Source organism: Achromobacter sp. NFACC18-2 (assembly GCF_900108985.1).
In the GTDB taxonomy this organism is placed as follows: domain Bacteria; phylum Pseudomonadota; class Gammaproteobacteria; order Burkholderiales; family Burkholderiaceae_B; genus Achromobacter.
In genome coordinates this window covers 1-22,872 of sequence record NZ_FNYM01000001.1, presented here as the reverse complement: position 1 = coordinate 22,872, position 22,872 = coordinate 1, and the positions used below count along the sequence as shown (strand labels likewise).

Here is a 22,872-nt window from a genome sequence, read left to right as displayed (position 1 = left end):
AAAAGGTATCACGCAGGCTTTCCGGCCCAATAATCAAAGTTTCGGCGCTGTTTGAAAAAGACTCCTTATCATGCGGATAACCCTAAGCCAGCTCGAGGCCTTCTACTGGACGGCGAAGCTGGGCAGCATCCACGCGGCCGCGCGCCATTTGCACGTGACGCAGCCCGCCGTATCGGCACGCATCCGCGAGCTTGAAGGCGCGCTGGACGTGCAACTCTTCGACCGCTCGCGCCAGCGCGTGAGCCTCACCGACGTAGGACAGTCGGCGTTGCGCCACGCCGAAAGCGCGCTGCACAGCACCCGCCAGCTCGAACATTTCGGCAAGGATCGCAGCCTGGGCGGCAAGCTGCGGCTGGGCGCGGATGAGTGTTCGGCCAATGTCGGGCTGACCGCGGTGATCGCGCAACTCAAGGAGCACTACCCCTCGCTGGCATTGGAGATGACGGTGGACGTGGGCTCGGTGCTCAACAGCAAGCTCAATGCGGGCGAACTCGACATGGCGCTGCTCACCAACCCGGCCACGGGCGACACCGTCACCGACGTATTCATCGGCTGGATGACGTTTCATTGGGTAGCCTCGCCCACTTTGCACATCACGGCCGATCCATTCCGCGCTGAGCATGCGCGCGGCCATCACATCGCCACGCACTCGCCGCCGTCCACCCTCTATACCGTGGTCGAAAACTGGCTGGCCTCAGGCGGCGTCGACATGTCGGGCCCCAGCACCACCAATTCACTTGCGCTCATCTCGCGCCTGATCGCAGCCGGCCACGCCATCGGCATCCTGCCGGTACCGCTGCTGCAGGACATGCTGAACATGGGGGTACTGCGCGCCCTGCCCGCCGATCCTCCGATCCCCCCAGCGCGCTTCTATATCTCGTACCTCACGGCTTCGCATGGCGCCCACATCGACTCGATCGTGGACATCACGCGCGACACGCTCACGCGCCTGAACTTCCTGGCGCCTATCGAAGCCACGCCCGCGCACGCCGACAAGGCATGAAAAAGGGGCCGCGTGAGCGTCCCCCGATCTTGCTTCCTGTCATCGCGCCCGGCACGGCTGACCCGAACCGCGGGGCGGCCGGCTCAATCGATACGCGCGCCCGACACCCGCACGACCTCGCCCCATTTCCGCACTTCGGCGTCCACCAGCGTCACGAACTGCTTGCCATCGGTGAGCGGCGGAATCACCAGGCCCACCGCGCCGAGCTTTTCCTGAATGGCGGGCGACTGCATCGCGGTGCGGGTAGCCTGGAACAATTGCTGGAACACCGGTGCCGGCAAGCCAGCCGGCGCGCTCAGGCCGAACCAGTACTCCGACGAGAAGCCCGGATAGCCGCTCTCGGCCACGGTGGGCGTATCAGGATAGGTGGGATTGCGCTGGGCGCTGCCAATGGCTAACGCGCGCAGCTTGCCAGCGCGGACATGCGGCAACGCCGTGTCCTGGTTCACGAACAGCACGTCGACGCGGCCCGCCAGCACATCATTGATCGCGGCCGAACCGCCGTTATAGGGCACATGCATGATATCGAGCTTGGCGCGCTGCTTGAGCATTTCCATGCCCAGGTGGCCGGTGGTGCCGTTGCCCGATGAGGCATAGGAGTACTTCCCGGGCTGCTTGCGCACCAGGTCGACGAACTGGGCCAGCGTCTGCGCCGGGAAATCGGGCGCGGTCACGAGCACATCCGCGCCGAAGGCGAGGATGGCGATCTGGTCTAGCTGGTCAAGCTTGTAGGGCAGCTTGCTGTAGAGGCCCTGATTGGTGGCGATCCCCACGCCCGACACCAGCAACGTGTGGCCGTCGGGCCGGGCCTGGGTCACGTAGGCTGTGCCGATATTGCTGTTGGCGCCGCCCTTGTTCTCGACCACGATCGTGGTCTTGAGCGCCTTGCCCAGCTCCGACGCCAACAGGCGGCCGATGAAGTCGGTACCGCCGCCGGCGGGGAACGGCACGACCAGGCTGATCGGCTTGTCGCCCGGAAAATCCGCGGCCCGCGCCGGCGCGGCGGCCGCGCCGAGGACCATGCCAGCGATCAGCGCCGGCGCCATCAACTTCAGAAACGTGCTGCGAACGGACGATGCCATCCCTGCCTTGCGGCATGCTTTACCCACGGCGTGCATGGTGTGATTCCCTTGTGTGTTATGGAGCGATCCTTGAACTGCAGGGAAAAATTAGCATGGCGGTTCCGGCCGCCGATAATCACAAATGCCCACTGAATTGAGAGATTTTTCTTATTACGGGTAATCCCGGCGTCGCAACGCGGAAAGCAGGATGCCGCGCCAGCCTGCCGAGTTGGCACCCACAGCCTCAAAGAAAGAAAAGCATCGCCGCCGCAATGGCCGTGGGCCCCAACGCAGCCATCAGCAACCCCAGCATGCTCACCGCGCCATTGGCGAACCCTCCTCGAAGCAGCGCCACGCCCGCGGGGTTTGGCGCATTGGCGATGACGGTCAGCCCCCCGCCGGCGACTGCGCCGGCCACCAGCATGTACTGCGCCTGGCTGGAGATTCCGTCGATGAGCGAGCCCAGGTAGGTCAGCGCGGCGTTGTCGGTGATCGCCGTCAGCGCCAGGGCGCCGATGAACAGCACGTCGGGCTCGAGTCCGCTGACGATGGGTTGCAGCCACCACTGCTGCATGCCGCCCAGCACCACCAGGCCGGCCAGGAAAAAACCCACCAGCAACGCTTCTTTGATGATGAGCGGGCTCTGGTGCGCTTTATAGGCCTGGGTATAGCCGATGAAAAACAGGAAAAGGCCCAGGAAGATGATCGGATGATGCGCGCTGAGTACGACCGCGGCCAGGAAAAACAGGTGCACGGCGATGACGAGTGGCGACATGGGCGGGGCGGATGCCTTCAGCGAGAGCACATCGCCCGAACGCAGGTAGGGGCGCAACACCAGGGTCACGAGCGTGGCGTTGATCAGGACGGCCAGCGCCGCCTTCCAGCCAAAATGGCTGAACATGAAAGCGCTGTCCCATCCCCAGGTCGAGGCCACCATCAAGACGGGCGGGGCCGCGTACGACGTCAGCGTTCCGCCGACCGAGATATTGACGAACAGGACACCCAGCGCCAGGTACTTCAGCCGTTCCGGCATCTCGCGGTGAAACACCTGCGGGGCCAGCATCATCGCGGCAATCGTCATCGCGGCCGGCTCGGTGACCAGCGATCCGGCCAGGGGCACCAGGGCCAGGCACAGCCAGGCCTTGGCCGTCTGGTCGCGAACCGGAAGCAGGCGCGCCAGGCGCTCGACCAGGCGCATCACGACCGTCAGCACGGGCAGCGACGCCGCGATGACCATCACCACGAACACGAAGGCGGGTTCAGTGTAATTGCGCGACTCGGCGTAGGCCATGGCCGTCTCGCCGGATGCCGCCAACGCCATCAGGACCAGCAGTATCGCCGCCCAGAAGCCGAACACGACTTCGACTTCGCCCAACAGATGCAGCAGTCCGCCATGGCGCTTGCTACGGTGCGCCAGGCGCAGAAACACCGGCGCCGAAAAGGTGTGCAGCAAGGCAATGGCAAAAACAATGGCGGCGATGATTTCAAGCCCGGACTCTGTCACGTGTCTATTCCTGCTTCAGTTTCTGATGAGAGGGAAGGATCCGCGCAAGTCAGATCCGAGAGGACGATACCCGCGCGACGTCGACCCACAGGCGTGTCATGACGACCCGCCGGACCAGGTCGAAGAGATGCGCGGGAGCGCTGGCGGGCACCAGAACGCGCCGAATGAGTGTCTGCAAGTCTACCCGCACGCAAGGTTCCGGCGCCGCGCGCCCGCGTTGCCGCGATAGCGCGCGCAGACGCACCCGGCTTTCAGACGGCATGTCGATGCTGAGTTCGGCGTTGTCGGGGGCCAATACGGCCTGATGCAGGGCATCGAGCGTGGTGCAGACATAGACGGACCCGGGTTGCGCCGATTCCTCCCGGATGTCACGCAGCCATTCCTGAGAACCGACCAGCGTCGTCGTCGAGCCGTGCTCGGGCAGGTCGAAACGCAGGTGGCTGAATTCAAGCAGCTCGATGAATTCCACAAAAGGCAGCGCGCGAACGACGGTCTGCGCGCCGTACGGCCCATCGCCTTCTCGATGCGGCGTCAATGATTCCATGAGGCCCTCCCGTCAATGAGAAAAGGGGGAACCAGACTGCGGTCCCCCCGTTCAATACCGGACCCGAGTGCGATCAGGCCCCGGCCTGCGCCTGGGTCCGCTCAAGTTCGCGAACCTTTTTGCGGTTGCGCACGGTCGAGAACACCAGCCAGACGGCAAGCGCGAGGATGGCGTAGACGAATCCGGCGCTGATCGGACGATCGATGAACACGCTCATGCTGCCGCGCGACAGCAGGAGCGCCCGGCGGAAGTTCTCTTCGACCATCGGTCCCAGCACGAAACCCAGCAGCAGGGGCGCGGGCGAAAACCGCAGCTTCAGGAACAGATACCCCACCAGGCCCAGCACCAGCACCATGCCCACGTCGAACAGGTTGTTGTTCGTGCTGTAGACGCCCACGCACACGAAGAACAGCGCGGACGGGAACAGATACTTGTAGGGCACCTTCAGCAATCTTGCCCACATCCCGATCAGCGGCAGGTTCATGACGACCAGCATGATGTTGCCGATCCAGAAGCTGGCGATCAGCCCCCAGAACAGATCCGCGTGTTCGGTCACCATCTGCGGACCCGGCTGAATGCCGTGGATGATCAGCGCGCCCAGCATCAGGGCCATCACCGAGTCGCCGGGAATGCCCAGACTCATCGTGGGGATGAAGCTGGTCTGCGCCGCCGAGTTGTTGGCCGCTTCGGGACCCGCCACGCCTTCGATGGCGCCGTTGCCAAAGCGCTTGGGCGTTTTCGAGACGCGCTTTTCGACCGCGTAGGACATGAACGACGCAATGGTCGCGCCCGTTCCGGGCAGGATGCCCAGGACCGCGCCGATGGCGCTGCCCCGCGCGACCGGCATGGCCGACTTCCTGATGTCGCCCGGTTCCGGCCGCACCGACATCTTGGGACCGGCGCCCACGGTCGTGGCCTTGCCGATGCGATTGACGTTGGCAAAGAAGTCCGCCAGGCCGAACAGGCCCATGGCCAGCGCCACCAGCGGTATGCCATCGCTCAGTTCGATGATGCCGAAGCCGTAGCGGATGGTGCCCGTGTTGACATCCGTGCCCACCACGCCCAGCAGCAGGCCAAGAAAGACCATGGCGATGCCCTTGATGGCGGAGCCCTTGGCAAGCGTGGCGCCGGCGAACAGGCCCAGCATCATCATCGAGAAATACTCGGCCGGCCCGAACTGAAACGCCACTTCAACCAGCAAGGGCGAGAACAGGATCATGATGACGATGCCCACGCTGGCGCCGACGAACGAGGCCATGACCAGCATGAACAGCGCCGATCCGGACTTGCCTTGCCGGGCCAGCGGATTGCCGTCCAGGCACGTCACCGCGTGCGACGGCGTGCCCGGCAGGTTGAGCAGGATGCAGGTGATGCCGCCGCCGTATTGCGCACCGTAGTAAATGCCGGCCAGCATCATCAGCGCGGCCACCGGCGTCATCGCGTAGGTCAGCGGCAGCAGGATCGAAATGGCCGCCAGCACCCCCATGCCAGGCAGCACGCCGATCATGTTGCCCATGAAGACGCCGAACAGCGACCACAGCAGGTTCTCCCACTGCAACGCCACGGAAAAGCCGTGCAGTACGTTGTCGAACAAATCCATTTTCTACCCCCAGCGCAGCATCGGAAACTGCAATTGCAGCGCCCAGGAAAACACCACCGCGCCGAACACGGTCATCGCAAGCGCGAGGATGGCGGCGGACTTGACGGAGTTGGACGTGTCGCCCAGCGCCGAAACAAACACCAGCGCGAACGTGGCGGGCAGAAATCCCAGATAGCTTCCCAGGACGATGAAGAGCGCGATGCCGGCCGCGATGCAGGCCATGCCGCGCACGCGCTCGTGGCGCGTGGGCTGAGGCATGTGCTCTTCGATCAGTTCTTCCTGCACTTCATCCGGATCCGGGCTGAGCGGAATCAGGATGCCCAGCGCGACGAGAAAGCAGCCGACCATCAGCGGAAAGTAGCCCGGGCCCATCCGGGCGAGCTCTCCGATGTTGTACGACGTTGCTTGAAGAATGGTGAGCGCGCCGCATAGGGCGACGAATGCACCGCCCCACAGATCACGCTTCCTGGAAAATATGGTGCTGCCCACGGCCTGCCCCCCTGTTCGTTATCGACATGCTCCGGCCGCGCTCGATGCCGCGAGCCGAAGGAGGGGCACTTTAAGGATGACGCCTTGCAATCTGCTTTCACAGCCCACGGCGCGTCCTTCGGGAAAACCAGCAGCCCGGCGAAGGGCTGTTCACACGGCTGAACAGGCCCGCGCAACGCTTAACACCCGATGTTCACTTTTGTGAACAACACGGGCGCGATTTCCCCCTGAAAAGGCAGTTGGCACGGTTATTTCCCGCGCGCGTGGCGCTTTCCATTTCTTGCAAATCCCGCGCCCGGCGGGCCAAGGCATAATCGCGTCTTTGTGGTTTTGAACGCGCCGCCATGCTACGTCTGCCCCTCACCGTGCGTATTCCCCTTGCGGTGTCGCTGCTGTTCCTGGTGATTTCCGCCGCGCTCATTTCCTTGGCGCTGCATGGCGTGTCCCGGCAGTTCGACAGGCAGGTCCGCGATCTGGGACAGGTGTACCTGGATGGATTGTCGGCCGCGATCCTGCCGGCGGTGCGCGACCGGGACGAGGCGCAGATGATCGACGTGCTCAACCGGGCGCTGGACACGCATCTGGGCGTGATCGACCGCACGCTTGCCGTCGTCACCCCGGACCACCGCATGGTCGCGCACGTGGCACGCTATCCCGAGGTGGAACCGATTCCGCTGGCCTTGTTGACGGCTCCCTCCGGCACGCTCGTCAGTCTGCGATCCGCGGGCGTGTGGACCTGGCGCCCGCTGGACGACGAACGGCCCGCGCTGGGCATGCTGGTGGCCAATCTCGATGTCAGCGACTTTCTGCGGCAGCGCGAGGCGCTGGCCTGGGAGCTGGGCCTGGTGGGATTGGCGATCAGCCTGATCGGGGCCGGACTGTGTTTTGGCATGGCGCGGCGCCTTCAGCGCCCGATCATTTCGCTGACCGACGCGCTGCGCGCAGGACCGGACGATCGCATGCGCCCGATGCGGCTGACAACGTCAGACCCGGAAATCGCGGAATTGCTGTCGGCCTACAACGGGATGGCCGAAAGCGTGCTGCAGCGCGAGGCGCTCACCGAACGCAATGCGCGCATCGAGCGCGAGGCCCTGTTGGGGCGGATGTCGGCGGCGCTTGCCCACGAAGTCCGCAATCCGCTGGGCGGCCTGCGAACCGCCGTGCAGACGCTGAGGCAGTTCGGCGAGCGCGGCGACGTGCGCGCCGAATCGCTGGACTTCATCGAGCGCGGCGTTGAAGCCTTGCAGACCGTGGTGGACGCCAGCCTGCGCACCTTTCGCCCGGGCGCCGCCTTGTTGCGCGAAGCAGATATCGCGGATATCCGCCTGATGGCGGGAGCCCAGGCCGGTCGCGGCGGCGTGCGCGTCGAACTGCATTGCGAAGGCCTGGGCGACCGGCACCTGGCGCTTCCGGCCGGCGCCGTCCGGCAGATGCTGCTCAATCTGGTGCTCAACGCGATCCAGGCCTCGCCGCCGGGCGCGCTGGTGCGGGTCGTTGCGCGTGCGCGCGCCGATGCGTTGATACTGCATGTGGCCGATGCGGGCAGCGGCTTGCCGGCGGCCGCGGAACGGGCATTGACCGGCGGGCAGACCGATGGCGACGGGATGGGATTGGGTATCGTGGCGGATCTGATCAAAGCCACGCAGGGACGCCTGCGCGTCACGCGCATGGCAATCGGCACGTGCATCACCGTGCGCCTGCCCTTCGGTGTACAGGAAGAAGCGCGTTGAACGACAACCAGGTATTGCTGATCGAAGACGACGAACTGCTGGGCGGCGCGTTGCTGCAGCGCTTGCGGCTTGAAGGCATTTCCACGCAGTGGGTGCAAAGCTGCGGGCAGGCCGTCGAACTGTTTCGCCGGACGCGCCTGCGGCCGGCATTCCTGCTGGCCGATATCCGGCTTCCGGATGGCTCGGGCGAAGATCTGTATCGACGCCTGATCCCGCACCTGGCCAGCACGACCGTGGTGTTCGCGACAGCCTACGGCGACATCGCCCAGGCCGTCCGCCTGGTCTCGGCGGGCGCGAACGACTACTTGACCAAGCCTTACGACACCGACGCGCTGGTGGCGCGCATCCGGTCCGTCATCGCCGCGCAGCCCGCCGGGCACCACGACGCGGTGCTTGAAAACCCCTACGCGCTCAACGACGAGACCCATGCGCTGGCGCAGGAGCTAGAACGGCTTGCCGCCAGCACCCTGCCGGTGCTGCTCGAAGGCGAGACCGGCTCGGGAAAAGACCGCGCCGCCCGCTATCTGCACGCGCGCTCGCCCTACCGTGACGGGCCGTTCGTCGCGGTCAATTGCGCGACCCTGGCGACGGACCTGGTGGAGAGCCTGCTGTTCGGCCACCTGAAAGGGGCATTCAGCGGCGCCAGCGCAGCGCGCGAGGGCTTGTTTTCGCAGGCGGCCGGCGGCACGCTGTATCTGGACGAAGTGGCGGAACTGACGCCCCGGGCGCAGGCCGCGCTATTGGGCGTGCTGGAAAACGGCCAGTACCGCCCGCTGGGCGACAGCACCGCGCGCCAGACGCATTGCCGGGTATTGGCCAGTACGTGCACGGATTTGCAGGCCGCGATGGCGCAAGGCAGTTTTCGGGCGGATCTGTTCTATCGGCTGGCCGTGGCCAGACTCGCGACGCCGCCGCTGCGGCATCGCCCCGGCGCATTGCCCGTCCTGGCGCGGGCCATCCTGGCCGAGCAATCCGCCACGCAGGCGTCGCTGTCGTCCGAGGCCCTCCAGGCCCTGCAGAAGTACGCCTGGCCCGGCAACGTGCGGGAGTTGAAGAATCGTATTGCGCGCGCCGTCGTCATGGCGGACGGCGCCCTGCTGCAAGGCAGCGACCTCTTCCCCGAGCAGAAGCTCGTCGACAAGCCAGACCTGGCGGCCACCCGGCTTGACGCCGAACAGCGCGCCATCCAGCAAGCCATTTCCGAATCCGGCGGCCATATGGGCCAGGCGGCCCGGCTGCTTGGCATTTCGCGCACAACGTTGTGGAAGAAGCTGAAAACGGGTCGAAACGAGTCTGGAGCGGATTGACCGGCCGCAGGCTCGCGGGCCCGTTGCCATGCCGCCGCCACGGCATCGCGCCAGGCGACGCCGCCGGGGCGCCGCACCGCCGACGCCGCTGCCAACTGCGCTACCTATTCCGCCGCCGATTCCGCCGCCGATTCCTTCGCCAACCTCCCCGCGCTTTCCGCCTGCGCGCACAGCCAATCCGCGACCGCCGTCACGGACCCGGAGGGCGCCCGCTCCCCGGACATGGCCAGACGATACGTGTGCCCGTCGATCTCGGGCCCGAACGGCCGCACCAGGTGGCCCGCTTTCAGTTCCTCATCGACCAGCGCCAGACTGACCAACGCAATCCCGTGCCCCGCCACGGCCGCCTGGATCGCGTGCCCTTCGTCGGAAAAACGTAGCTGGCCGCCCAGCGGCGGCGGTTGCCGTCCGGCGACGGCGAACCAACGTTCCCAGGTGGGATTCTCCGGCTGAGACCGCTTCCAGTCGAAGCGTATCAACGGCACGCGGCCCAGATCATCGGGCGAGACCACCCCCAGGCGCGGATTGGCCACGGGCGCAAAGCGGTCGGTGAACAGCGTCCGGGTCACCAGTCCGGGATACGGCCCCCGCCCGTAGCGGATGGCGATATCGACCGTGGCCGAACGCAGATCGGCGAGGTCGTCGCTGGCCTGCAACTGCAAGTCGATGTCAGGATGCCGCCGCCTGAAGTCCGCCATGCGCGGCACCAGCCACTTCACGGTGAACGCATTGGTCGCGGAAATGCTGACCTGGGCGCGCGTGCGCCGCTGCGTCAGCCGCGCCAGCGTGGCCTCGAAGGTATCGAAGCCGTCGCGCAGCACCGGGTACAGCTGCGCCCCTGCCTCGGTGAGCGTCACCTTGCGTACCTGGCGATCGAACAGGACCAGGCCCGTGCCGGCCTCCAGGGCGCGGATCTGGTGGCTGACCGCGGTGGGCGTGACGGCCAGCTCCTCGGCCGCGGCCTTGAAGCTGCCCAGGCGGGCAGCCGCCTCGAACGCGCGCAGCGCGGAAAGCGGGAGAGATCGTCGTTGCATGGCGGGCGCGCTCATAGATGAGTTTTTCTCGCCTTATAGCTGACAAACGAACCTTTGTCACGCGTCCTCGGCCCTCATACATTGACGACATCGGCCGACGTTTATACCCACCCAACCCCACCCCACCCCCGGCCGGACATAGATGAAGGAATTCGCACCATGCTCAAACAGGTCATCACCCAGCCCGACCACTACGCCCCCTTCCTGCTGTCGCAGGGCATCCAGTTCGGCAACCTGCTTTTCATCTCCGGCCAGGCAGGCGCCGGCGACGACGGCAAGATCGTCGACGGCGGCTTTGCGGCCCAGGGCGAGCAGGCCTTCCTGAACCTGCAGCGCGCCCTGCAAGCGGGCGGCTCCAGCCTGAAGGACGTCATCAAGGTCACCATCTTCGTGACCGACATGGGGCATTTCGACGACGTGGTCGCGCTGCGGCGGCGCTTCTTTTCGGCGCCCTACCCGGCCGACACCATCGCGGAAATCAAGGCGCTGTACGATCCCGCCGCGATGATCGAGATCGAAGCGATTGCCGCCATCCCGCAGGAGGGCCGCTGACATGGGCACGCCCGCCAATCGTCCGGAAAGCGCCGCGCCCGGGCCGCACGCCGGCCTGTTCGCGCCGCTGCAGGTGGGCGGACTGCGCCTGCCCAACCGCCTTGCCGTCGCGCCCATGACGCGGGTCAGCGCCACCGCGCACGGCCACGCCACCGCGCAGATGGCCGACTACTATGCGGCCTTCGCCGCGGGCGGATTCGGCCTGGTGATCACCGAAGGCATCTACACGGACCAGGCCCATGCGCAGGGCTACCTTTACCAGCCCGGCCTGGCCGACGACGCCCAGCGCGAGGCATGGCGGCCCGTGGTCGAGCGCGTGCAGGCGCAAGGCGGGCGCATCGTCGCGCAGCTCATGCATGCGGGCGCGTTGTCGCAGGGCAATCCCTACCGCAGCACCAACAGGGCCCCGTCGGCCGTGATGCCGGCCGGACAGCAGATGACGTTCTACCGAGGCGCGGGCCCCTATCCGATGCCCGAGCCGATGACCCGCGACGACATCGCCCAGGCGGTCGAAGGATTCGCGCAAGCTGCGCGCCGGGCGCAGGCGGCCGGATTCGACGGCGTCGAGATCCACGGCGCCAACGGGTATCTGCTGGACCAGTTCCTCACCGCGCACACCAATCTGCGCGATGACGACTATGGAGGCAGCCTCGACAACCGGCTGCGCCTGACCGTGGAGGTGATCCAGGCGGTCCGCCAATCGACCACCGGCCGCTTCGCCGTCGGCGTGCGCGTCTCGCAAGGCAAGGTCAACGACTTCACGCACAAGTGGCAAGGCGGCGCGAACGAGGCCGCACGAATCTTCGGCACGCTCGGCCGTCAGCCGATCGATTACCTGCATACGACGGAATTCGAGGCCTGGCGACCCGCCTTCGGCGACGACGGTCCCAGTCTCGCGGCGCTGGCGCGCGGGCACGTCGCGGTGCCGGTGTTGGCCAACGGTTCGCTGCATGATCCGGCGCAGGCCGCGGGCATGCTGGCCAGGCAGGAGGCGGACTTCGTATCGCTGGGCCGCGGCGCGCTCACGCATGCGGACTGGCCGGACAGGCTGCGCGCCGGCGCGCGGCATGAGGCTTTCGACCGCGGGCTGCTTGCGCCGATCGCCGACCTGGCCAATGCCGCCCGCCGGCGGGCGGCGCATCAGGCGGCTTGCCGCGAGGCCTGAAGCAGCCACGCCCCGATGGCGGTGATCGCGGCATCGCCGTGCGGCATGCCCATCACTTGCAGTCCCAGCGGCAAGCCGTCGACGGCCATCAAGGGGACGTTGATCGCGGGCGCTCCCAGAAGCGACGACGCGCAGGCGAAGGAGACGTCGCCGGTGGGGTATTTGCTGTCGCGGATATCCGCCGCCACCGGCGCCGCGCCGCACGCGTTCAGGCTCACCAGCGCGTCGCATTGCGTGGCCAGGGCCGCCAGGCGCTGGCGGGCATGTTCGCGCAGCAACAGGCATTCGCGGTAATCCGCCAGGGTCATGCCGCGACCGCTCTCAAGCTGCCGCACCAGGCTGGGCCCGAGCGTGTCGGGATGGTTGTCGACAAGGTTGGCCAGCGACCAGCGTTGCTCCCAGGAGATGAGCCTGAGCGACAGGGGCGCGGCCTGCGCGATGGCGCGTTCCAGCGCCTCGACCAGCGGCGAGTCGGCGCGCCGGATGATCGACACGCCCTGGCGGGACAGGTCGTCGAGGCAGGCCTCGAACGCCTGGCGGGCGTTCGGCTCGGCGCGTTCCCAGCCCTCGGTTTCCAGCGCGACCAGGCGGGCGGGCTTGCGGGCGGCGGGGGGATGCAGCGGTCCATACAGCCCCGGATGGCCAGGATCGCCCCCGGCGCGCAGGGCGATTTCCGCGGCCGCCGTCCACATGTCTTCGACGCTATTGGCATGGATGCCGATATGGGCCTGGCTCAGTCCCAGCCGCTCGCCGCGGTTGAGGGCGCCGAACGTCGGCTTCAAGGCCCAATTGGCGTTGAAGCTGGCCGGTCGCAGGACGGAGCCCACGAGTTGCGAACCGATGGCCATGGGCACCATGTTGGCGCCCACGACGGCGGCCGAGCCGCTGGACGATCCGCCCGGCGTGCGCAGGGGATCGAACGCATTGGTCGTCGGACCGGGATCCAGAAACCCCAGCGCCGTGGTGACGGTCTTGCCCAGGACGATCGCGCCGGCGTCGCGCAGGGCGCGCACCACGGCGCTGTCGTTCTTGGGGAAGTTGCCGTCGAAGGCGGCGCAGCCCATCTGCGTGGGCATGTCGCGCGTTTCGATCAGGTCCTTGATGCCGACCGGCATGCCGTCGATGGCCGACAGCGGGCGCCCGTCGCGATAGCGCTGGGCGCTGGCGTCGGCGGCGGCGCGCGCGCCGGCTTCATTCAGCACGACCCAGCCCTTGAGCTCGCCCTCCCGCCTGCCGATCACGTCCAGGCAGCGTTCCAGGTAGTCCCGCGGCGTGTCGCGGCGTTCGGCAAAGCGGGCGCGCGCGTCATGGAAAGTCAGGGCGGCGTGGGTGCGTGGGTCGTAGGTCAAGGCGTGGCTCCGGTGGGCTTGTTCAGTCATTCACTGCTTTTGATGCCGAGGGTCCGAATCAAGCCGCTCCATCGGGCATATTCGGCGCGGAAGAACGTGTCGAAGTCCGAGGGCGAGCCGGTCTGCACCTGCAGATTGATCCCCTTCAAGCGTTCCCGGATCGCCGGCTCGGCCAGGACGTCGTTCAGGTCACGATTGATTTTCTGCGCAAGATCGTCGGGCAGTCCGGCCGGCGCGAAGAGCCCATACCAGGCCTCCAGCCGCAGTTCAGGCAGGCCGGCCTCGGCGGCGGCGGGCACGGCGGGCAAGGCTTCCAGGCGCTGCGGCGAAGCCACGGCGTAGGCCTTGAGCTTGCCGCCCTTCACATGGTTGATGACATTGCCCGAGGCGAACTGCACCAGCAGGTCGACCTCGCCGCCGATGGCCGCCATCGAGGCCTCCAGCGCGCCCCGGTAAGGCACGTGCATCACATCCACGCCGGCCTCGCGCTTGAAAATCTCGGTGAACAGCTGCAGCGATGACCCCGAGCCATTCGAGGCGTAGGTGTATTGGCCGGGATTGGCGCGAAAGCGCGTAATCAGCGCGGGCAGGCCGGGATCGTCGATGCCCGGTCGTGTCAGCACCAGGACGGGCAGGCTGCCGATCTTGCCGATACGCGCCAGGCCATTTTCGACATCCAGCCTGACATTGGGATTCAGGGCGGGCAGCGTGGCCAGCTCATTGAAGGTCAACATCAAGGTGTAGCCGTCGGGCTTGGCCCGGGCCACGTAGTCGGAACCGATGAGCGTGCCCGCACCCGGCTTGTTTTCCACCACGACGGCCTGCCCCCAGCGCTCCGCGAGCCGGGGCCCGATCAGGCGGGCAAGGATGTCGGCGGTTCCGCCGGGCGTGGTCGGCACCACGATGCTGACGGGGCGCTGCGGATAGTCGGCCGCAAAAGCGGGTCCGGCCAGCGCCGCGGCGCCGCAGAAGGCGGCAATTCCAATCCGTCGAGCCAACGTTCTGAACATGGATTTCCCCTTATGGCTGTTCTTGGCCGCGAAGTCGAGCGGCCGTGCCATCTTGGGCGCTTGCGCGGCCGGGTTCAAACGACTTTATCTATGGCACACTTAACTTTTTGTTAACCGAACCACCGACATGACCGCCCTGCCCCCGCTCAATGCGCTGCGCTGTTTCGAGGTCGTGGGCCGCTTGGGCAGCATCACCGGCGCGGCCGAGGAACTCAGCGTGACGCCTGCCGCCGTCAGCCGCCAGGTCCGCCTGCTTGAAGAACACCTGGGGCTGAAGTTGTTCCTGCGCCAGCACCGCCGCATCGTGCTCACCGCCATGGGCGCGGGGTATCACGCCGATATCGCGCGCTGGTTCGGGGGGCTGCAGCGCGCGACGTCGGAACTGGGCGAGCGGTCGCGCCGCCGGCAGTTCGTCATCAAGGCGCCCCACAGCGTCGCCATGCGCTGGCTGCTGCCGCGCCTGTCGGGGTTTCACCGCCAATACCCCGACATCGACGTCAAGCTCCATACCGCCGTGGATCCGCCCGATTTTGAGCGCGAGGAAGTCGATGCCGGCATCTGCATGGGCAATGGGCACTGGCGCGGGTTGATCAGCCACAAGCTGATGGTCAACGAGCTGCTGCCAGTCTGCGTCCCCGAAAAATGCGCGCGGCTGCGCACGCCCGCCGACCTGAAGGGCGAGATCCTGCTGCATACGCTGGCGCGGCCCGACTACTGGGAAATCTGGCTGCGGGCGGCCGGCCTGACGCAGATCGACGTCTCGCGCGGCTTGCGCTACGAGTCGTCGGCCTTGGCCTACGAGGCCGCGCTCGAAGGCTATGGCGTGGCCATCGCGCAAAAGCCCCTGGTGCAGAAGGAACTGGATGAAGGCCGCCTGGTCGCGCCGTTCGATCTGACGGTGGACCTGGGCGCCCAGAGCTATTACTTTGTACTGCCGCCGGAGGACTACCGGCGGCCCTCGCCCGAGCTGACGCAGTTTCGCGCCTGGGCGGCGTCCTGCGCGGTGTAGCGCCGCGCGTCTTGCGCCAGGCGCTGGCGCGCCGGGCGCAGGGCCATTAATCTCGTACCCACGCCCGTTGCTCAACCAAGGAGCCCGCGATGGCGACCCAAGCGCATTCCAGCGACACGGCAATCGACGAGATTGCCCCCCGCATCTACCGCATATCCACCCCGGTCGAGATCCCCGGCGCCGGCGGATTTTCCTTCAACCAATACCTCATCGACGACGATGCGCCGCTGCTGTTCCATACCGGCCTGCGCAAGCTGTTCCCCGTCGTCAGCGCCGCGGTCGCGCGGATCTTGCCCATCGATCAGTTGCGCTACATCGGCTTTTCGCATTTCGAGGCCGACGAGTGCGGCGCGCTCAATGCGTTTCTTGCCGTCGCGCCGCGCGCGGAACCGCTGTGCGGCCAGGTGGCGGCCATGGTCTCCGTGGGAGACTTCGCCGACAGACCGCCGCGGGCGCTGAAAGACGACGAGACGCTCTCGCTCGGGCAGCATTGCGTGCGCTGGCTGGATACGCCGCATCTGCCCCATGCGTGGGAATGCGGGTTTCTGATGGAGACCGCGACCGCCACGCTGCTCTGCGGCGACTTGTTCACCCAGGGCGGCGCGCACACCCCCGCGCTGACCGAAAGCGACATCCTCGCGCCGAGCGAGGCGTTCCGCCGCCAGATGGACTATTTCTCGCACACCAAGCATGCCCGCGCCATGCTGGAACGCCTGGCGGCCTTGCAGCCGGCCACCCTGGCCTGCATGCACGGCAGCGCGTGGCGCGGCGATGGCGGGGCCCTGTTGCGCGCGCTGGCCGACAGCGTCGAGCAAGACGAGGACCGGCCCTGACGGCGCCCGGGCGGCCGGGACGGCCAGGCGCGCCGTAGGCTACAGTGCGGGTGGCCCGGCAAGTCCGCGCCGCCCCATTCTTCAGGAGCAGTAACGCAGTGAACGACACCCTCATGCCGGATAGCGGCATTTCCGAAGCGCCCAAGGAACAGCACGCCACGCTCTGGCGCGACGACGGCTGGACGGCACGCATCATCAAGAACGAAGACGACGACGGCTGGGCGGTCGAGATGACCAAGGACGGCCAGGCCGAGCCCGCCCTTGTGGGTCCCTGGACCATGGGCCGCGACAAGAAGAACCCCAAGCCGCTCGATTCACCGGCCTTCATCACGCTGGTCAAGACGGCCAATGAAGTCCTGCGCCGCCATGAACAGCAATTGCATGCCACGCTGCACAAGAGCGTGAAGATCGATACCGACGACGGCCGCCTGACCGTCAAGCTGGACATCGTCCCCGATGAGGACGAGCCCTATGCCGTGCTGAGCGCCTATGACGAATTCGGGGAATCGCTGGCCGAAATCCGCGTGCCGCCGACGTATAAGCTGAACGTGGATCGCGCGTCGGCGTGGGCGGCGGGCGGGTTCGGCAAGCAAGGCTGACAGGCGCGAACGCCGGCGCCTGCCCTACTGAGCCCAGACGCCGTCGTCCGCCTCATCCACCGCCCGCAGCAGCCGCCCCAGATGCCCGCTGCTGGAAAATCCCAGGTCTGCGCTGACCCTGGCGACCGGCTCGCCCAGCGCGAGACGCCGGCGCGCCGCCTGCGCCAGCACCAGGCGGCGCAAGGCGATGGGAGATCGGCCATAGGACTGGATGCAGGCGCGCTGCAGCGTGCGTGTCGTGGCGCCAAGGATGGCGGCCGAATCGGCAATCGCCGACAACGGCTGGCCGGCCTCCAGGCGTTGACGCAGCAGCGCCATCCATTGGTGCGCCAGCGGCAGCGGCGGCTGCGCATGGGTCCGGGCCTGCAGCCTGTGACTGGCGTCGAGCTGGGTGATAAGCGCCGTCACCAGCGCGGGCAGCGCCGACGGCGACAGCGCCGGCATCCATAGCGCATCCAGCATCGCCTGCGCGGCGCCGTCCAGCTGCATCAGTCCGCCGGCGCGGCAGGCCCGCAGCAGTTCCGGGGCCAGATAGAGCTCCCCATGCTGCTGCGCCACGCTTTCGGCCCGCGTGCTGTGTTCAACATGGGAAGGCAGCAACAGAGCGTGCCCCCTGACCAGCCGGCAGCGCTGGCGCGCGCCGGTCTCATCCCGCCAGGCGCTGTCCAGGGCGCCGGCGCGCGGCCATAGCAGCATGGCGCAGTCGTGCTCATGCCAATGAAAGGCGTAACGCGGCTGCCGGCTGGCGGCGAGCGCAAACCCTGTCTGGGCAATCAGGTCCTGTTTGGAGGAAAGCGGGACGGAACGCGGCATGAGGGCTTGCTGGGCGAAGGCGGGATCAGGCGAGGCAGCCAACGGCCGGATTGGCCGTCGAGCCAGTATCGGCGCGTGGCGCAATTCCCGCAAGCGCCCCATCGCGGCCGCGTTGCCCCTGTCGCGTGCGGGATCATCCGTTGTCGCGCCTCGGTTCGCCGGCATGCCGGCCCCTGCCTACGATCTGGATCGTTGAAACCAGACAAGGGGAAAAACCATGAACCGCGCACTACCCATCGCATTGCTGTCTGCCGCCGTGATGGCGTTGCCGGCCACCCGCGCCCTGGCCGAGTCCCAATGGCCGGACAAGCCGGTCACCCTGATCGTGCCCTTCCCGCCTGGAGGCGGCACGGACCTCGTGGTGCGCACGCTGCAGCCGGCGCTATCGCGCGCGTTGCACCAGACGGTGATCATCCAGAACACCGGCGGCGCGGGCGGAACGGTGGGGTCGGGCCAGGCGGCCCGCGCCAAGCCCGACGGCCATACCGCGCTCGCCGTGACGACCAGCACCACCGCGCTGGCCGCCAAGCTCTACAAGAACCTGCCGTACAACCCGGAAAAGGATTTCGACTACATCGGCTTCATCGGCACCTCGCCCTATGTCCTCGCGGTGCAGCCCGCGCTGAAGGCGACCACGGTCCCCGAAGTGGTCGACGCGCTGAAGGCGCGCCGCGTTGGCACGTATGCCTCGGCGGGCGCGGGCACGGTGTCGCATCTGCTGGGTGAAATGTTCAAGAAGGACAAGCAGCTGGACCTGACGCATGTGCCCTACCGCGGGGCGGCGCCCGCCTACACGGACCTGATCGGCGGCCAGGTCGACATCATGTTCGACAACCCCGTCGGCCTGGCTCCCTTCGTGCAAAGCGGCAAGCTGATCGCCGTGGCCACCACCCGGGCGACCCCCATTCTGCCGGGCGTCCCCACGTTCGCGGCACAGGGCATGCCGGCGTACACGCAATCCCTCTGGTATGGACTGGCCTTTCCCAAGGGCACGCCGCCAGCCATCGTGCAAAAGATGAATCTTGCGCTGAACGCGGCGCTGCGGGATCCGGCCATTGCGGCGGACCTGGCCGCCAAGGGGGTCGATGTCCGTCCCGACACGCCCGAGGCCATGACCCGCACCGTCTCCCAAGACCTCGCTTTCTGGAGCGATCTCATCACCACGACTGGAGTCCAGTTTGACTGACCTACACCCCATCGGCCTCCCCGCCGAGCCCGCTGCCGGCGAAGCGGCGCTGCTGCGTGTCTTTGTCGATTCCACGCAGCCTCTGCAAGGCGGAAACCCCGTGCCGCTGGTGCTTGACGCGCGTGGCATGCAGGCAAGCGACATGCAGGCCCTGGCCGCGCATTACGGCCACGAGTCTTCCTTTGTCGTGCCGGCCGGTCTGGATGACCACCTGTGCCGGCTTCGCTTCTTCGTCCCCGGCCACGAAATGGAAATGTGCGGCCACGCGACCGTCGGCACGCTCTGGGCCCTGCGCCAGTGGGGGCGGTGGACAACGCCGCATGCGCGCGTTCAGACCTTGAGCGGCAGCGTGGACATCGCGTGGGACGAGGCCGGCAACCGCGCCTGGGTGTCGCAACCCGCCGTCGCCACGTCGGCCATGCCGCCCGCCCAATGCCGCGCGGTCGCCGCCGTGCTGCGCATTGATCCGGCGCTGCCGGGACTGCATATGATCAACGCCAGCACGAGCCGCGTGAAAACCTTGGTCAGGCTTCCGAGCGTGGCGGCGCTAGACGCCTTGGCGCCCGACTTCGACGCCGTGCGCGACGTGTGCGAGGCCATCGGCTCGACCGGCCTGTACCCCTATGCGCTGACCGGGGACGGCGCCAGCGCGCGGCAGTTTCCCAAGGCGTCCGGCTACCCCGAGGACGCTGCCACCGGCATTGCGGCAGCGGCCTTGTGGGGCTACTTGAACGAAACCGGCAGCGTGTCGCCTGACCAGGTGTATACGGTTCGTCAGGGCGTGGCCATGGGCTCGCCGTCGGCGATCCAGCTGCGCCGGCGCGGCGACGCGCCCGGATGCTGGCTGAGCGGCGAAACGCAATGGATGGCTTGAACGGCCCCGACGCGGCAGCGTCGCGGCTGGCCGCGGCCGGCTGGCGTTTGCCCGCGCCGCCGGTTCCGCGCGGCGCCTATGCTCCTTATCATTTGGCGTCGTTGCACGGCGCCACGCTGGTCTGCGTGAGCGGCCAGGCCAGCCGCCGCGATGGCATGCCCATCGTCGGGGTCTGTCGGCCAGGCGCCGATCTGGCCATGGCGCGCACGGCTTGCGCGCAAGCGGCGCTGGGCGCATTGAGCGCGCTGCGCCTGGCGTGCGCGGGCGATTTGGGCCGGATCCGCGCCATCCTGCAATTGCGCGGCTATCTGCGCAGCGAGGCGGATTTCGAAGAACACAGCGCGGTGCTGGACGGCGCGTCGCAAGTGCTGGAAGCGGCGTTTCCGCACATGCCGCGTCCGGCCCGCAGCGCGATCGGCGTGACGAGCCTGCCGGGCCGTTGCTGGGCCGAAATCGAAATCAGCGCGCTGCTGGAGGATTGCACGTTGCCAAGGGAAGCGGGCGCCGCCAAGGAGTAAGCTACGCCGCTTCGCATCCCCCTCTGATCCCTCTTGCACCATGCGCGGCAATCCCGACGCCAGGCAAGGCGCCATCGCTTTGCACGGGTTTTACTTTCTGTACTACGGCCTGCAGGGCGTGAGCATCCCGTTCCTGCCTTTATGGTTCGCCAGCCGGGGCCTGGATCCGGCGCTGATCGGGCTGATCGTCGCCACGTCGTTCCTGCCGAAGATTCTGTCGACGCCGGTGGTGGCCCACGTGGCGGACCAGACGGGCCGCGCGCATGGGCTGATTGCGTCGGCGCTGGCGGCATCGCTGATTCTCTTCATCTGCTATCCGTTCAGCCAGACGCCGGCCTGGCTGCTGGCGGTGACGCTGCTCTTGAACGCCGTGTTCCCGGCCGTGCTGCCGCTGATGGACCGCATGGCGATCGCCAGCGGGCGCGGACAGGGCAATTCCTATACGGTGATGCGCGCTTGCGGGTCGCTGGGGTTTGCGACGGTGACGGTGGCGGGCGGGTATCTGATCAAGACGTTCGATGCGGATTGGGTGATGTGGCTGTCGATCCTGTTGATCGTGGCTTGCCTGGCCTGCGTGCGCTTCTTGCCGCACGCGGCGCGACCGGCGGGTGCGGAGCTTCGGGTTGACGCGTCCCGGGTTGACGCGCCGGCGCCCGATCCAGTCCGGTTTCCGATGCGGGAGGTGCTGCGCGATCGCCCCCTTCTGATGTGCATCGCGGCGGCGTCGCTGGTGCAGGCGAGCAATGGGTTTCTGTATTCCTATTCGACGCTTCATTGGACGGCAAGCGGGCTGTCCACGGCGCAGATTTCCCTGTTGTGGGTGGTGGGGGTGACGAGCGAGGTGGTGTTCTTTTTCCTGGCGCCGCGCATCCTGGCGCGCACGGGAGCCCAATGGCTGATCCTGACGTCGGCCATCATGACCGCCATTCGCTGGGCCGGGCTGTCCGCGTCGACGGACCCTGCCGTCATCGGCGGACTGCAGTTGCTGCAGTGCTTCACGCTTGCCGGCAACAACGCCGCGATCATGTGGTACATCACGCGCCACGTCCCGGCCGCCTGCAAGACCTCTGCCATCGCCCTGTACGCCCTGCTTTCCGGCGGCGTGTTCATGTTCGCCAGTATCCAGCTGGGCGGGGCGGTGTATCGCAGCTATGCGCCGGGGGGCTTTCTTGTCATGGCGGTGTGTGCGGTGGGGGCGGTGCCGTTGGTGGTGTATTCGGATCGGTTGCGGCGGGGGTTGGGGGGGTGATCGAACTATCTCTATCGTGATTTATTTTGCTACTACTGTGATTTTTCTTGCGGGTATGGGTGGGGGCTTGTGGGCTTTTGGGTGTTTGCGGGCTTTTGGGTGTTTGCGGGCTTTTGAGTTCTTTTGACGCCCGGCGCGGCGTGGGCCTGGGGCGGGCGGGGCTCCGGTTGCGGTCCGGAGCCTTCGCTCCGGACTGCCCCGTCCTCAACCTTGTATGGTGCGGATGCGTCTTTCGAAGAAGAAAGGCGCTGGGGTAAGGGACGTCCTCAACCATCAGCCGGTTGCACCCGGACTGCCACTACGAGAGCATCCCACCCCGCCTCACGCGTCGATAAGGAATCTAGCGGCCGAGACCGCCGATTGATCGCAAGGTAACGCCCGAGGCGTGGCTACCCCAGCGGACTTAACGTATCGCAGGGAGAGCTGTCATGCAAACTTCAATCATTTTTATTGGGGTCGATGTCGGCAAGTTTGAGTTGCAAGTAGCCGGGGCCAACGGTGAGATCGTGGCAGGCGTCTTGCACAACAATCGCTCCAGCATCGTGGGCTGGTTAAAGCGTCTGCCGGACACTAGTGTGATCGCCATGGAAGCGACAGGAGGCTATCAAGAGCTCCTGGCTCGTGCGGCGCATGAGCGCGGATTTGAGGTTTATGTCCTTAATCCGACCCACGTCCATCATTACGCCATCTCGTTGGGGAACCGCGGCAAGACAGATCGATTGGATGCCGCCGTCATCGCGCAATACATCGCGCAGCATCACAAAAAACTGCATCGTTACGAACCAATATCTCCAGAATTGCAGGAAGTCAGAGCACTTCATGCGCTGAGATCGACGGTGGTCCGTGTGGGCACATCCTTGCGATTGTCGGCACAGCGACATGGTTGCGTAAGCAGCCATCAGAAGAAGGCACTCGCAAGTTTGACAGCCTGGTCAGAGCAGCTCGAAAAGGAAATGATCGCCAAGATTAAGGCCCACAGTGACTGGGCCAAGACGTATGGTCTGCTGACCGGAATCTGCGGCATAGGACCGATAACCGGGGTTGCCCTGACGAACTTGTTCAGCCGGATCGACTTTGCCACCAGCGATGCGGCGGTAGCCTTCTGTGGCCTAGATCCGAGGCCGAACGAATCCGGAAGAAAAGTCGGCCGGCGCCGGCTAAGCAAGCAGGGCGATAAAGCGGCGAGGACATTGCTCTACAACGCGGCTAGCTCAGCGGCGCGCACGGCACAATTCAAGGATTACTACGCCATGCTCAGGGCTCGAGGGCTGGCCCCGACTGCGGCCTTGGTCATAATCGCCCGCAAACTCTTGCGGATAGCGTACGGGGTATGGCGAACAGGCCAACCCTTTGATCCAGAGAAATTGCGACCGGCAATTGCTTGACCAAGACCATAGAATCTCGTCCGCCTTCGGCTCCCTTCGGTTTCCGTCGGGCGCACCT

22 protein-coding genes are annotated in these 22,872 nt (G+C 66.6%); 13 read left to right on the top strand and 9 right to left on the bottom strand.

Features of this window, described 5'->3' with window-relative positions; translation table 11 throughout:
- The first annotated feature begins 70 nt into the window (after positions 1-70).
- Complete coding sequence (locus BMW75_RS00110) at positions 71-1,003, top strand: LysR family transcriptional regulator (protein WP_076521206.1); 933 nt, start codon at positions 71-73, stop codon at positions 1,001-1,003.
- Positions 1,004-1,086: 83 nt separating this feature from the next.
- Here BMW75_RS00110 and BMW75_RS00105 read toward each other — a convergent pair whose 3' ends face one another.
- The 5 genes from BMW75_RS00105 to BMW75_RS00085 form a co-directional block, all read right to left on the bottom strand.
- Positions 1,087-2,085, bottom strand: coding sequence for a Bug family tripartite tricarboxylate transporter substrate binding protein (locus BMW75_RS00105; RefSeq protein WP_175493055.1), 999 nt, complete (start codon positions 2,083-2,085; stop codon positions 1,087-1,089).
- Positions 2,086-2,308: 223 nt separating this feature from the next.
- On the bottom strand, positions 2,309-3,568 hold the full coding sequence (locus tag BMW75_RS00100) for a putative Na+/H+ antiporter (RefSeq protein WP_092575256.1): 1,260 nt from the start codon (positions 3,566-3,568) through the stop codon (positions 2,309-2,311).
- A 49-nt stretch (positions 3,569-3,617) separates the two neighbouring features.
- A complete protein-coding gene (locus BMW75_RS00095; protein ID WP_092575254.1) occupies positions 3,618-4,112 on the bottom strand; it encodes a hypothetical protein in 495 nt (164 codons plus the stop codon).
- A 73-nt stretch (positions 4,113-4,185) separates the two neighbouring features.
- The gene (locus BMW75_RS00090) at positions 4,186-5,712 is read right to left on the bottom strand and encodes a tripartite tricarboxylate transporter permease (protein WP_092575251.1); all 1,527 of its coding nucleotides are present in this window, start codon (positions 5,710-5,712) and stop codon (positions 4,186-4,188) included.
- Positions 5,713-5,715: 3 nt separating this feature from the next.
- Positions 5,716-6,201 carry a tripartite tricarboxylate transporter TctB family protein gene (locus BMW75_RS00085; protein WP_254791891.1) on the bottom strand — a complete coding sequence of 162 codons (486 nt, stop codon included), beginning with the start codon at positions 6,199-6,201 and terminating at the stop codon, positions 5,716-5,718.
- A gap of 344 nt (positions 6,202-6,545) precedes the next feature.
- Between BMW75_RS00085 and BMW75_RS00080 the strand changes: the two genes are divergently transcribed.
- Together BMW75_RS00080 and BMW75_RS00075 are read left to right on the top strand one after the other, a co-directional pair.
- Complete coding sequence (locus tag BMW75_RS00080) at positions 6,546-7,931, top strand: sensor histidine kinase (protein ID WP_092575249.1); 1,386 nt, start codon at positions 6,546-6,548, stop codon at positions 7,929-7,931.
- Positions 7,928-9,238, top strand: a complete 1,311-nt coding sequence (locus BMW75_RS00075) for a sigma-54-dependent transcriptional regulator (RefSeq protein WP_092575245.1) — start codon at positions 7,928-7,930, stop codon at positions 9,236-9,238. Before BMW75_RS00080 ends, BMW75_RS00075 begins: the two co-directional genes overlap by 4 nt.
- A gap of 104 nt (positions 9,239-9,342) precedes the next feature.
- On the opposite strand, the gene BMW75_RS00070 is transcribed toward BMW75_RS00075, so the two are convergent.
- Positions 9,343-10,272 carry a LysR substrate-binding domain-containing protein gene (locus BMW75_RS00070; protein WP_092576217.1) on the bottom strand — a complete coding sequence of 310 codons (930 nt, stop codon included), beginning with the start codon at positions 10,270-10,272 and terminating at the stop codon, positions 9,343-9,345.
- Positions 10,273-10,431: 159 nt separating this feature from the next.
- Here BMW75_RS00070 and BMW75_RS00065 point away from each other — a divergent pair, with 159 nt between their 5' ends.
- On the top strand, positions 10,432-10,824 hold the full coding sequence (locus BMW75_RS00065; protein ID WP_092575243.1) for a RidA family protein: 393 nt from the start codon (positions 10,432-10,434) through the stop codon (positions 10,822-10,824).
- Between the two features lies 1 nt (position 10,825).
- Positions 10,826-11,989 carry an NADH:flavin oxidoreductase gene (locus BMW75_RS00060; protein WP_092575241.1) on the top strand — a complete coding sequence of 388 codons (1,164 nt, stop codon included), beginning with the start codon at positions 10,826-10,828 and terminating at the stop codon, positions 11,987-11,989.
- Here the strand turns inward: BMW75_RS00060 and BMW75_RS00055 are convergent.
- Positions 11,965-13,368: an amidase gene (locus BMW75_RS00055; RefSeq protein WP_254791890.1), complete on the bottom strand. Its 1,404-nt coding sequence runs from the start codon at positions 13,366-13,368 to the stop codon at positions 11,965-11,967. The two genes, BMW75_RS00060 and BMW75_RS00055, sit on opposite strands and share 25 nt — an antisense overlap.
- Complete coding sequence (locus BMW75_RS00050; RefSeq protein WP_092576215.1) at positions 13,365-14,348, bottom strand: tripartite tricarboxylate transporter substrate binding protein; 984 nt, start codon at positions 14,346-14,348, stop codon at positions 13,365-13,367. The genes BMW75_RS00055 and BMW75_RS00050 overlap by 4 nt, the downstream gene beginning before the upstream one ends.
- Positions 14,349-14,475: 127 nt before the next feature.
- On the opposite strand from BMW75_RS00050, the gene gcvA reads away from it, so the two are divergent.
- The 3 genes from gcvA (at position 14,476) to BMW75_RS00035 (ending at position 16,789) form a co-directional block, all read left to right on the top strand.
- The gene (gene gcvA / locus BMW75_RS00045) at positions 14,476-15,357 is read left to right on the top strand and encodes a transcriptional regulator GcvA (RefSeq protein ID WP_092575236.1); all 882 of its coding nucleotides are present in this window, start codon (positions 14,476-14,478) and stop codon (positions 15,355-15,357) included.
- Between the two features lie 89 nt (positions 15,358-15,446).
- A complete protein-coding gene (locus BMW75_RS00040; RefSeq protein WP_092575233.1) occupies positions 15,447-16,190 on the top strand; it encodes an oxygen-binding di-iron domain-containing protein in 744 nt (247 codons plus the stop codon).
- A 98-nt stretch (positions 16,191-16,288) separates the two neighbouring features.
- Positions 16,289-16,789 carry a hypothetical protein gene (locus BMW75_RS00035; RefSeq protein ID WP_092575231.1) on the top strand — a complete coding sequence of 167 codons (501 nt, stop codon included), beginning with the start codon at positions 16,289-16,291 and terminating at the stop codon, positions 16,787-16,789.
- Between the two features lie 24 nt (positions 16,790-16,813).
- Here BMW75_RS00035 and BMW75_RS00030 read toward each other — a convergent pair whose 3' ends face one another.
- Entirely contained in the window at positions 16,814-17,602 is a 789-nt protein-coding gene (locus BMW75_RS00030) for an AraC family transcriptional regulator (protein ID WP_092575229.1), read from the bottom strand.
- Positions 17,603-17,819: 217 nt separating this feature from the next.
- Between BMW75_RS00030 and BMW75_RS00025 the strand changes: the two genes are divergently transcribed.
- From BMW75_RS00025 to BMW75_RS00005, 5 genes are all read left to right on the top strand, one after another.
- Entirely contained in the window at positions 17,820-18,788 is a 969-nt protein-coding gene (locus tag BMW75_RS00025; protein ID WP_254791889.1) for a Bug family tripartite tricarboxylate transporter substrate binding protein, read from the top strand.
- On the top strand, positions 18,781-19,662 hold the full coding sequence (locus tag BMW75_RS00020) for a PhzF family phenazine biosynthesis protein (protein ID WP_092575226.1): 882 nt from the start codon (positions 18,781-18,783) through the stop codon (positions 19,660-19,662). Before BMW75_RS00025 ends, BMW75_RS00020 begins: the two co-directional genes overlap by 8 nt.
- Positions 19,650-20,180, top strand: a complete 531-nt coding sequence (locus BMW75_RS00015) for a RidA family protein (protein WP_092575224.1) — start codon at positions 19,650-19,652, stop codon at positions 20,178-20,180. The genes BMW75_RS00020 and BMW75_RS00015 overlap by 13 nt, the downstream gene beginning before the upstream one ends.
- A 40-nt stretch (positions 20,181-20,220) precedes the next feature.
- A complete protein-coding gene (locus tag BMW75_RS00010; RefSeq protein WP_092575221.1) occupies positions 20,221-21,429 on the top strand; it encodes an MFS transporter in 1,209 nt (402 codons plus the stop codon).
- A 428-nt stretch (positions 21,430-21,857) separates the two neighbouring features.
- Entirely contained in the window at positions 21,858-22,814 is a 957-nt protein-coding gene (locus BMW75_RS00005) for an IS110 family RNA-guided transposase (RefSeq protein ID WP_092575218.1), read from the top strand.
- Positions 22,815-22,872 lie beyond the last annotated feature (58 nt).

Excerpts from the sequence above, each read along its gene's own strand:
- BMW75_RS00040 (WP_092575233.1), top strand. The coding sequence starts at position 15,447 with ATGGCGACCCAAGCGCATTCCAGCGACACGGCAATCGACGAGATTGCC.
- BMW75_RS00010 (WP_092575221.1), top strand. The coding sequence starts at position 20,221 with ATGCGCGGCAATCCCGACGCCAGGCAAGGCGCCATCGCTTTGCACGGG.
- BMW75_RS00110 (WP_076521206.1), top strand. The coding sequence starts at position 71 with ATGCGGATAACCCTAAGCCAGCTCGAGGCCTTCTACTGGACGGCGAAG.
- BMW75_RS00060 (WP_092575241.1), top strand. The coding sequence starts at position 10,826 with ATGGGCACGCCCGCCAATCGTCCGGAAAGCGCCGCGCCCGGGCCGCAC.
- BMW75_RS00055 (WP_254791890.1), bottom strand. The coding sequence starts at position 13,368 with ATGACTGAACAAGCCCACCGGAGCCACGCCTTGACCTACGACCCACGC.
- BMW75_RS00025 (WP_254791889.1), top strand. The coding sequence starts at position 17,820 with ATGAACCGCGCACTACCCATCGCATTGCTGTCTGCCGCCGTGATGGCG.
- BMW75_RS00015 (WP_092575224.1), top strand. The coding sequence starts at position 19,650 with ATGGATGGCTTGAACGGCCCCGACGCGGCAGCGTCGCGGCTGGCCGCG.
- BMW75_RS00105 (WP_175493055.1), bottom strand. The coding sequence starts at position 2,085 with ATGGCATCGTCCGTTCGCAGCACGTTTCTGAAGTTGATGGCGCCGGCG.
- BMW75_RS00065 (WP_092575243.1), top strand. The coding sequence starts at position 10,432 with ATGCTCAAACAGGTCATCACCCAGCCCGACCACTACGCCCCCTTCCTG.
- BMW75_RS00080 (WP_092575249.1), top strand. The coding sequence starts at position 6,546 with ATGCTACGTCTGCCCCTCACCGTGCGTATTCCCCTTGCGGTGTCGCTG.
- BMW75_RS00030 (WP_092575229.1), bottom strand. The coding sequence starts at position 17,602 with ATGCCGCGTTCCGTCCCGCTTTCCTCCAAACAGGACCTGATTGCCCAG.
- BMW75_RS00070 (WP_092576217.1), bottom strand. The coding sequence starts at position 10,272 with ATGCAACGACGATCTCTCCCGCTTTCCGCGCTGCGCGCGTTCGAGGCG.
- BMW75_RS00050 (WP_092576215.1), bottom strand. The coding sequence starts at position 14,348 with ATGTTCAGAACGTTGGCTCGACGGATTGGAATTGCCGCCTTCTGCGGC.
- BMW75_RS00090 (WP_092575251.1), bottom strand. The coding sequence starts at position 5,712 with ATGGATTTGTTCGACAACGTACTGCACGGCTTTTCCGTGGCGTTGCAG.
- BMW75_RS00005 (WP_092575218.1), top strand. The coding sequence starts at position 21,858 with ATGCAAACTTCAATCATTTTTATTGGGGTCGATGTCGGCAAGTTTGAG.
- gcvA (WP_092575236.1), top strand. The coding sequence starts at position 14,476 with ATGACCGCCCTGCCCCCGCTCAATGCGCTGCGCTGTTTCGAGGTCGTG.
- BMW75_RS00095 (WP_092575254.1), bottom strand. The coding sequence starts at position 4,112 with ATGGAATCATTGACGCCGCATCGAGAAGGCGATGGGCCGTACGGCGCG.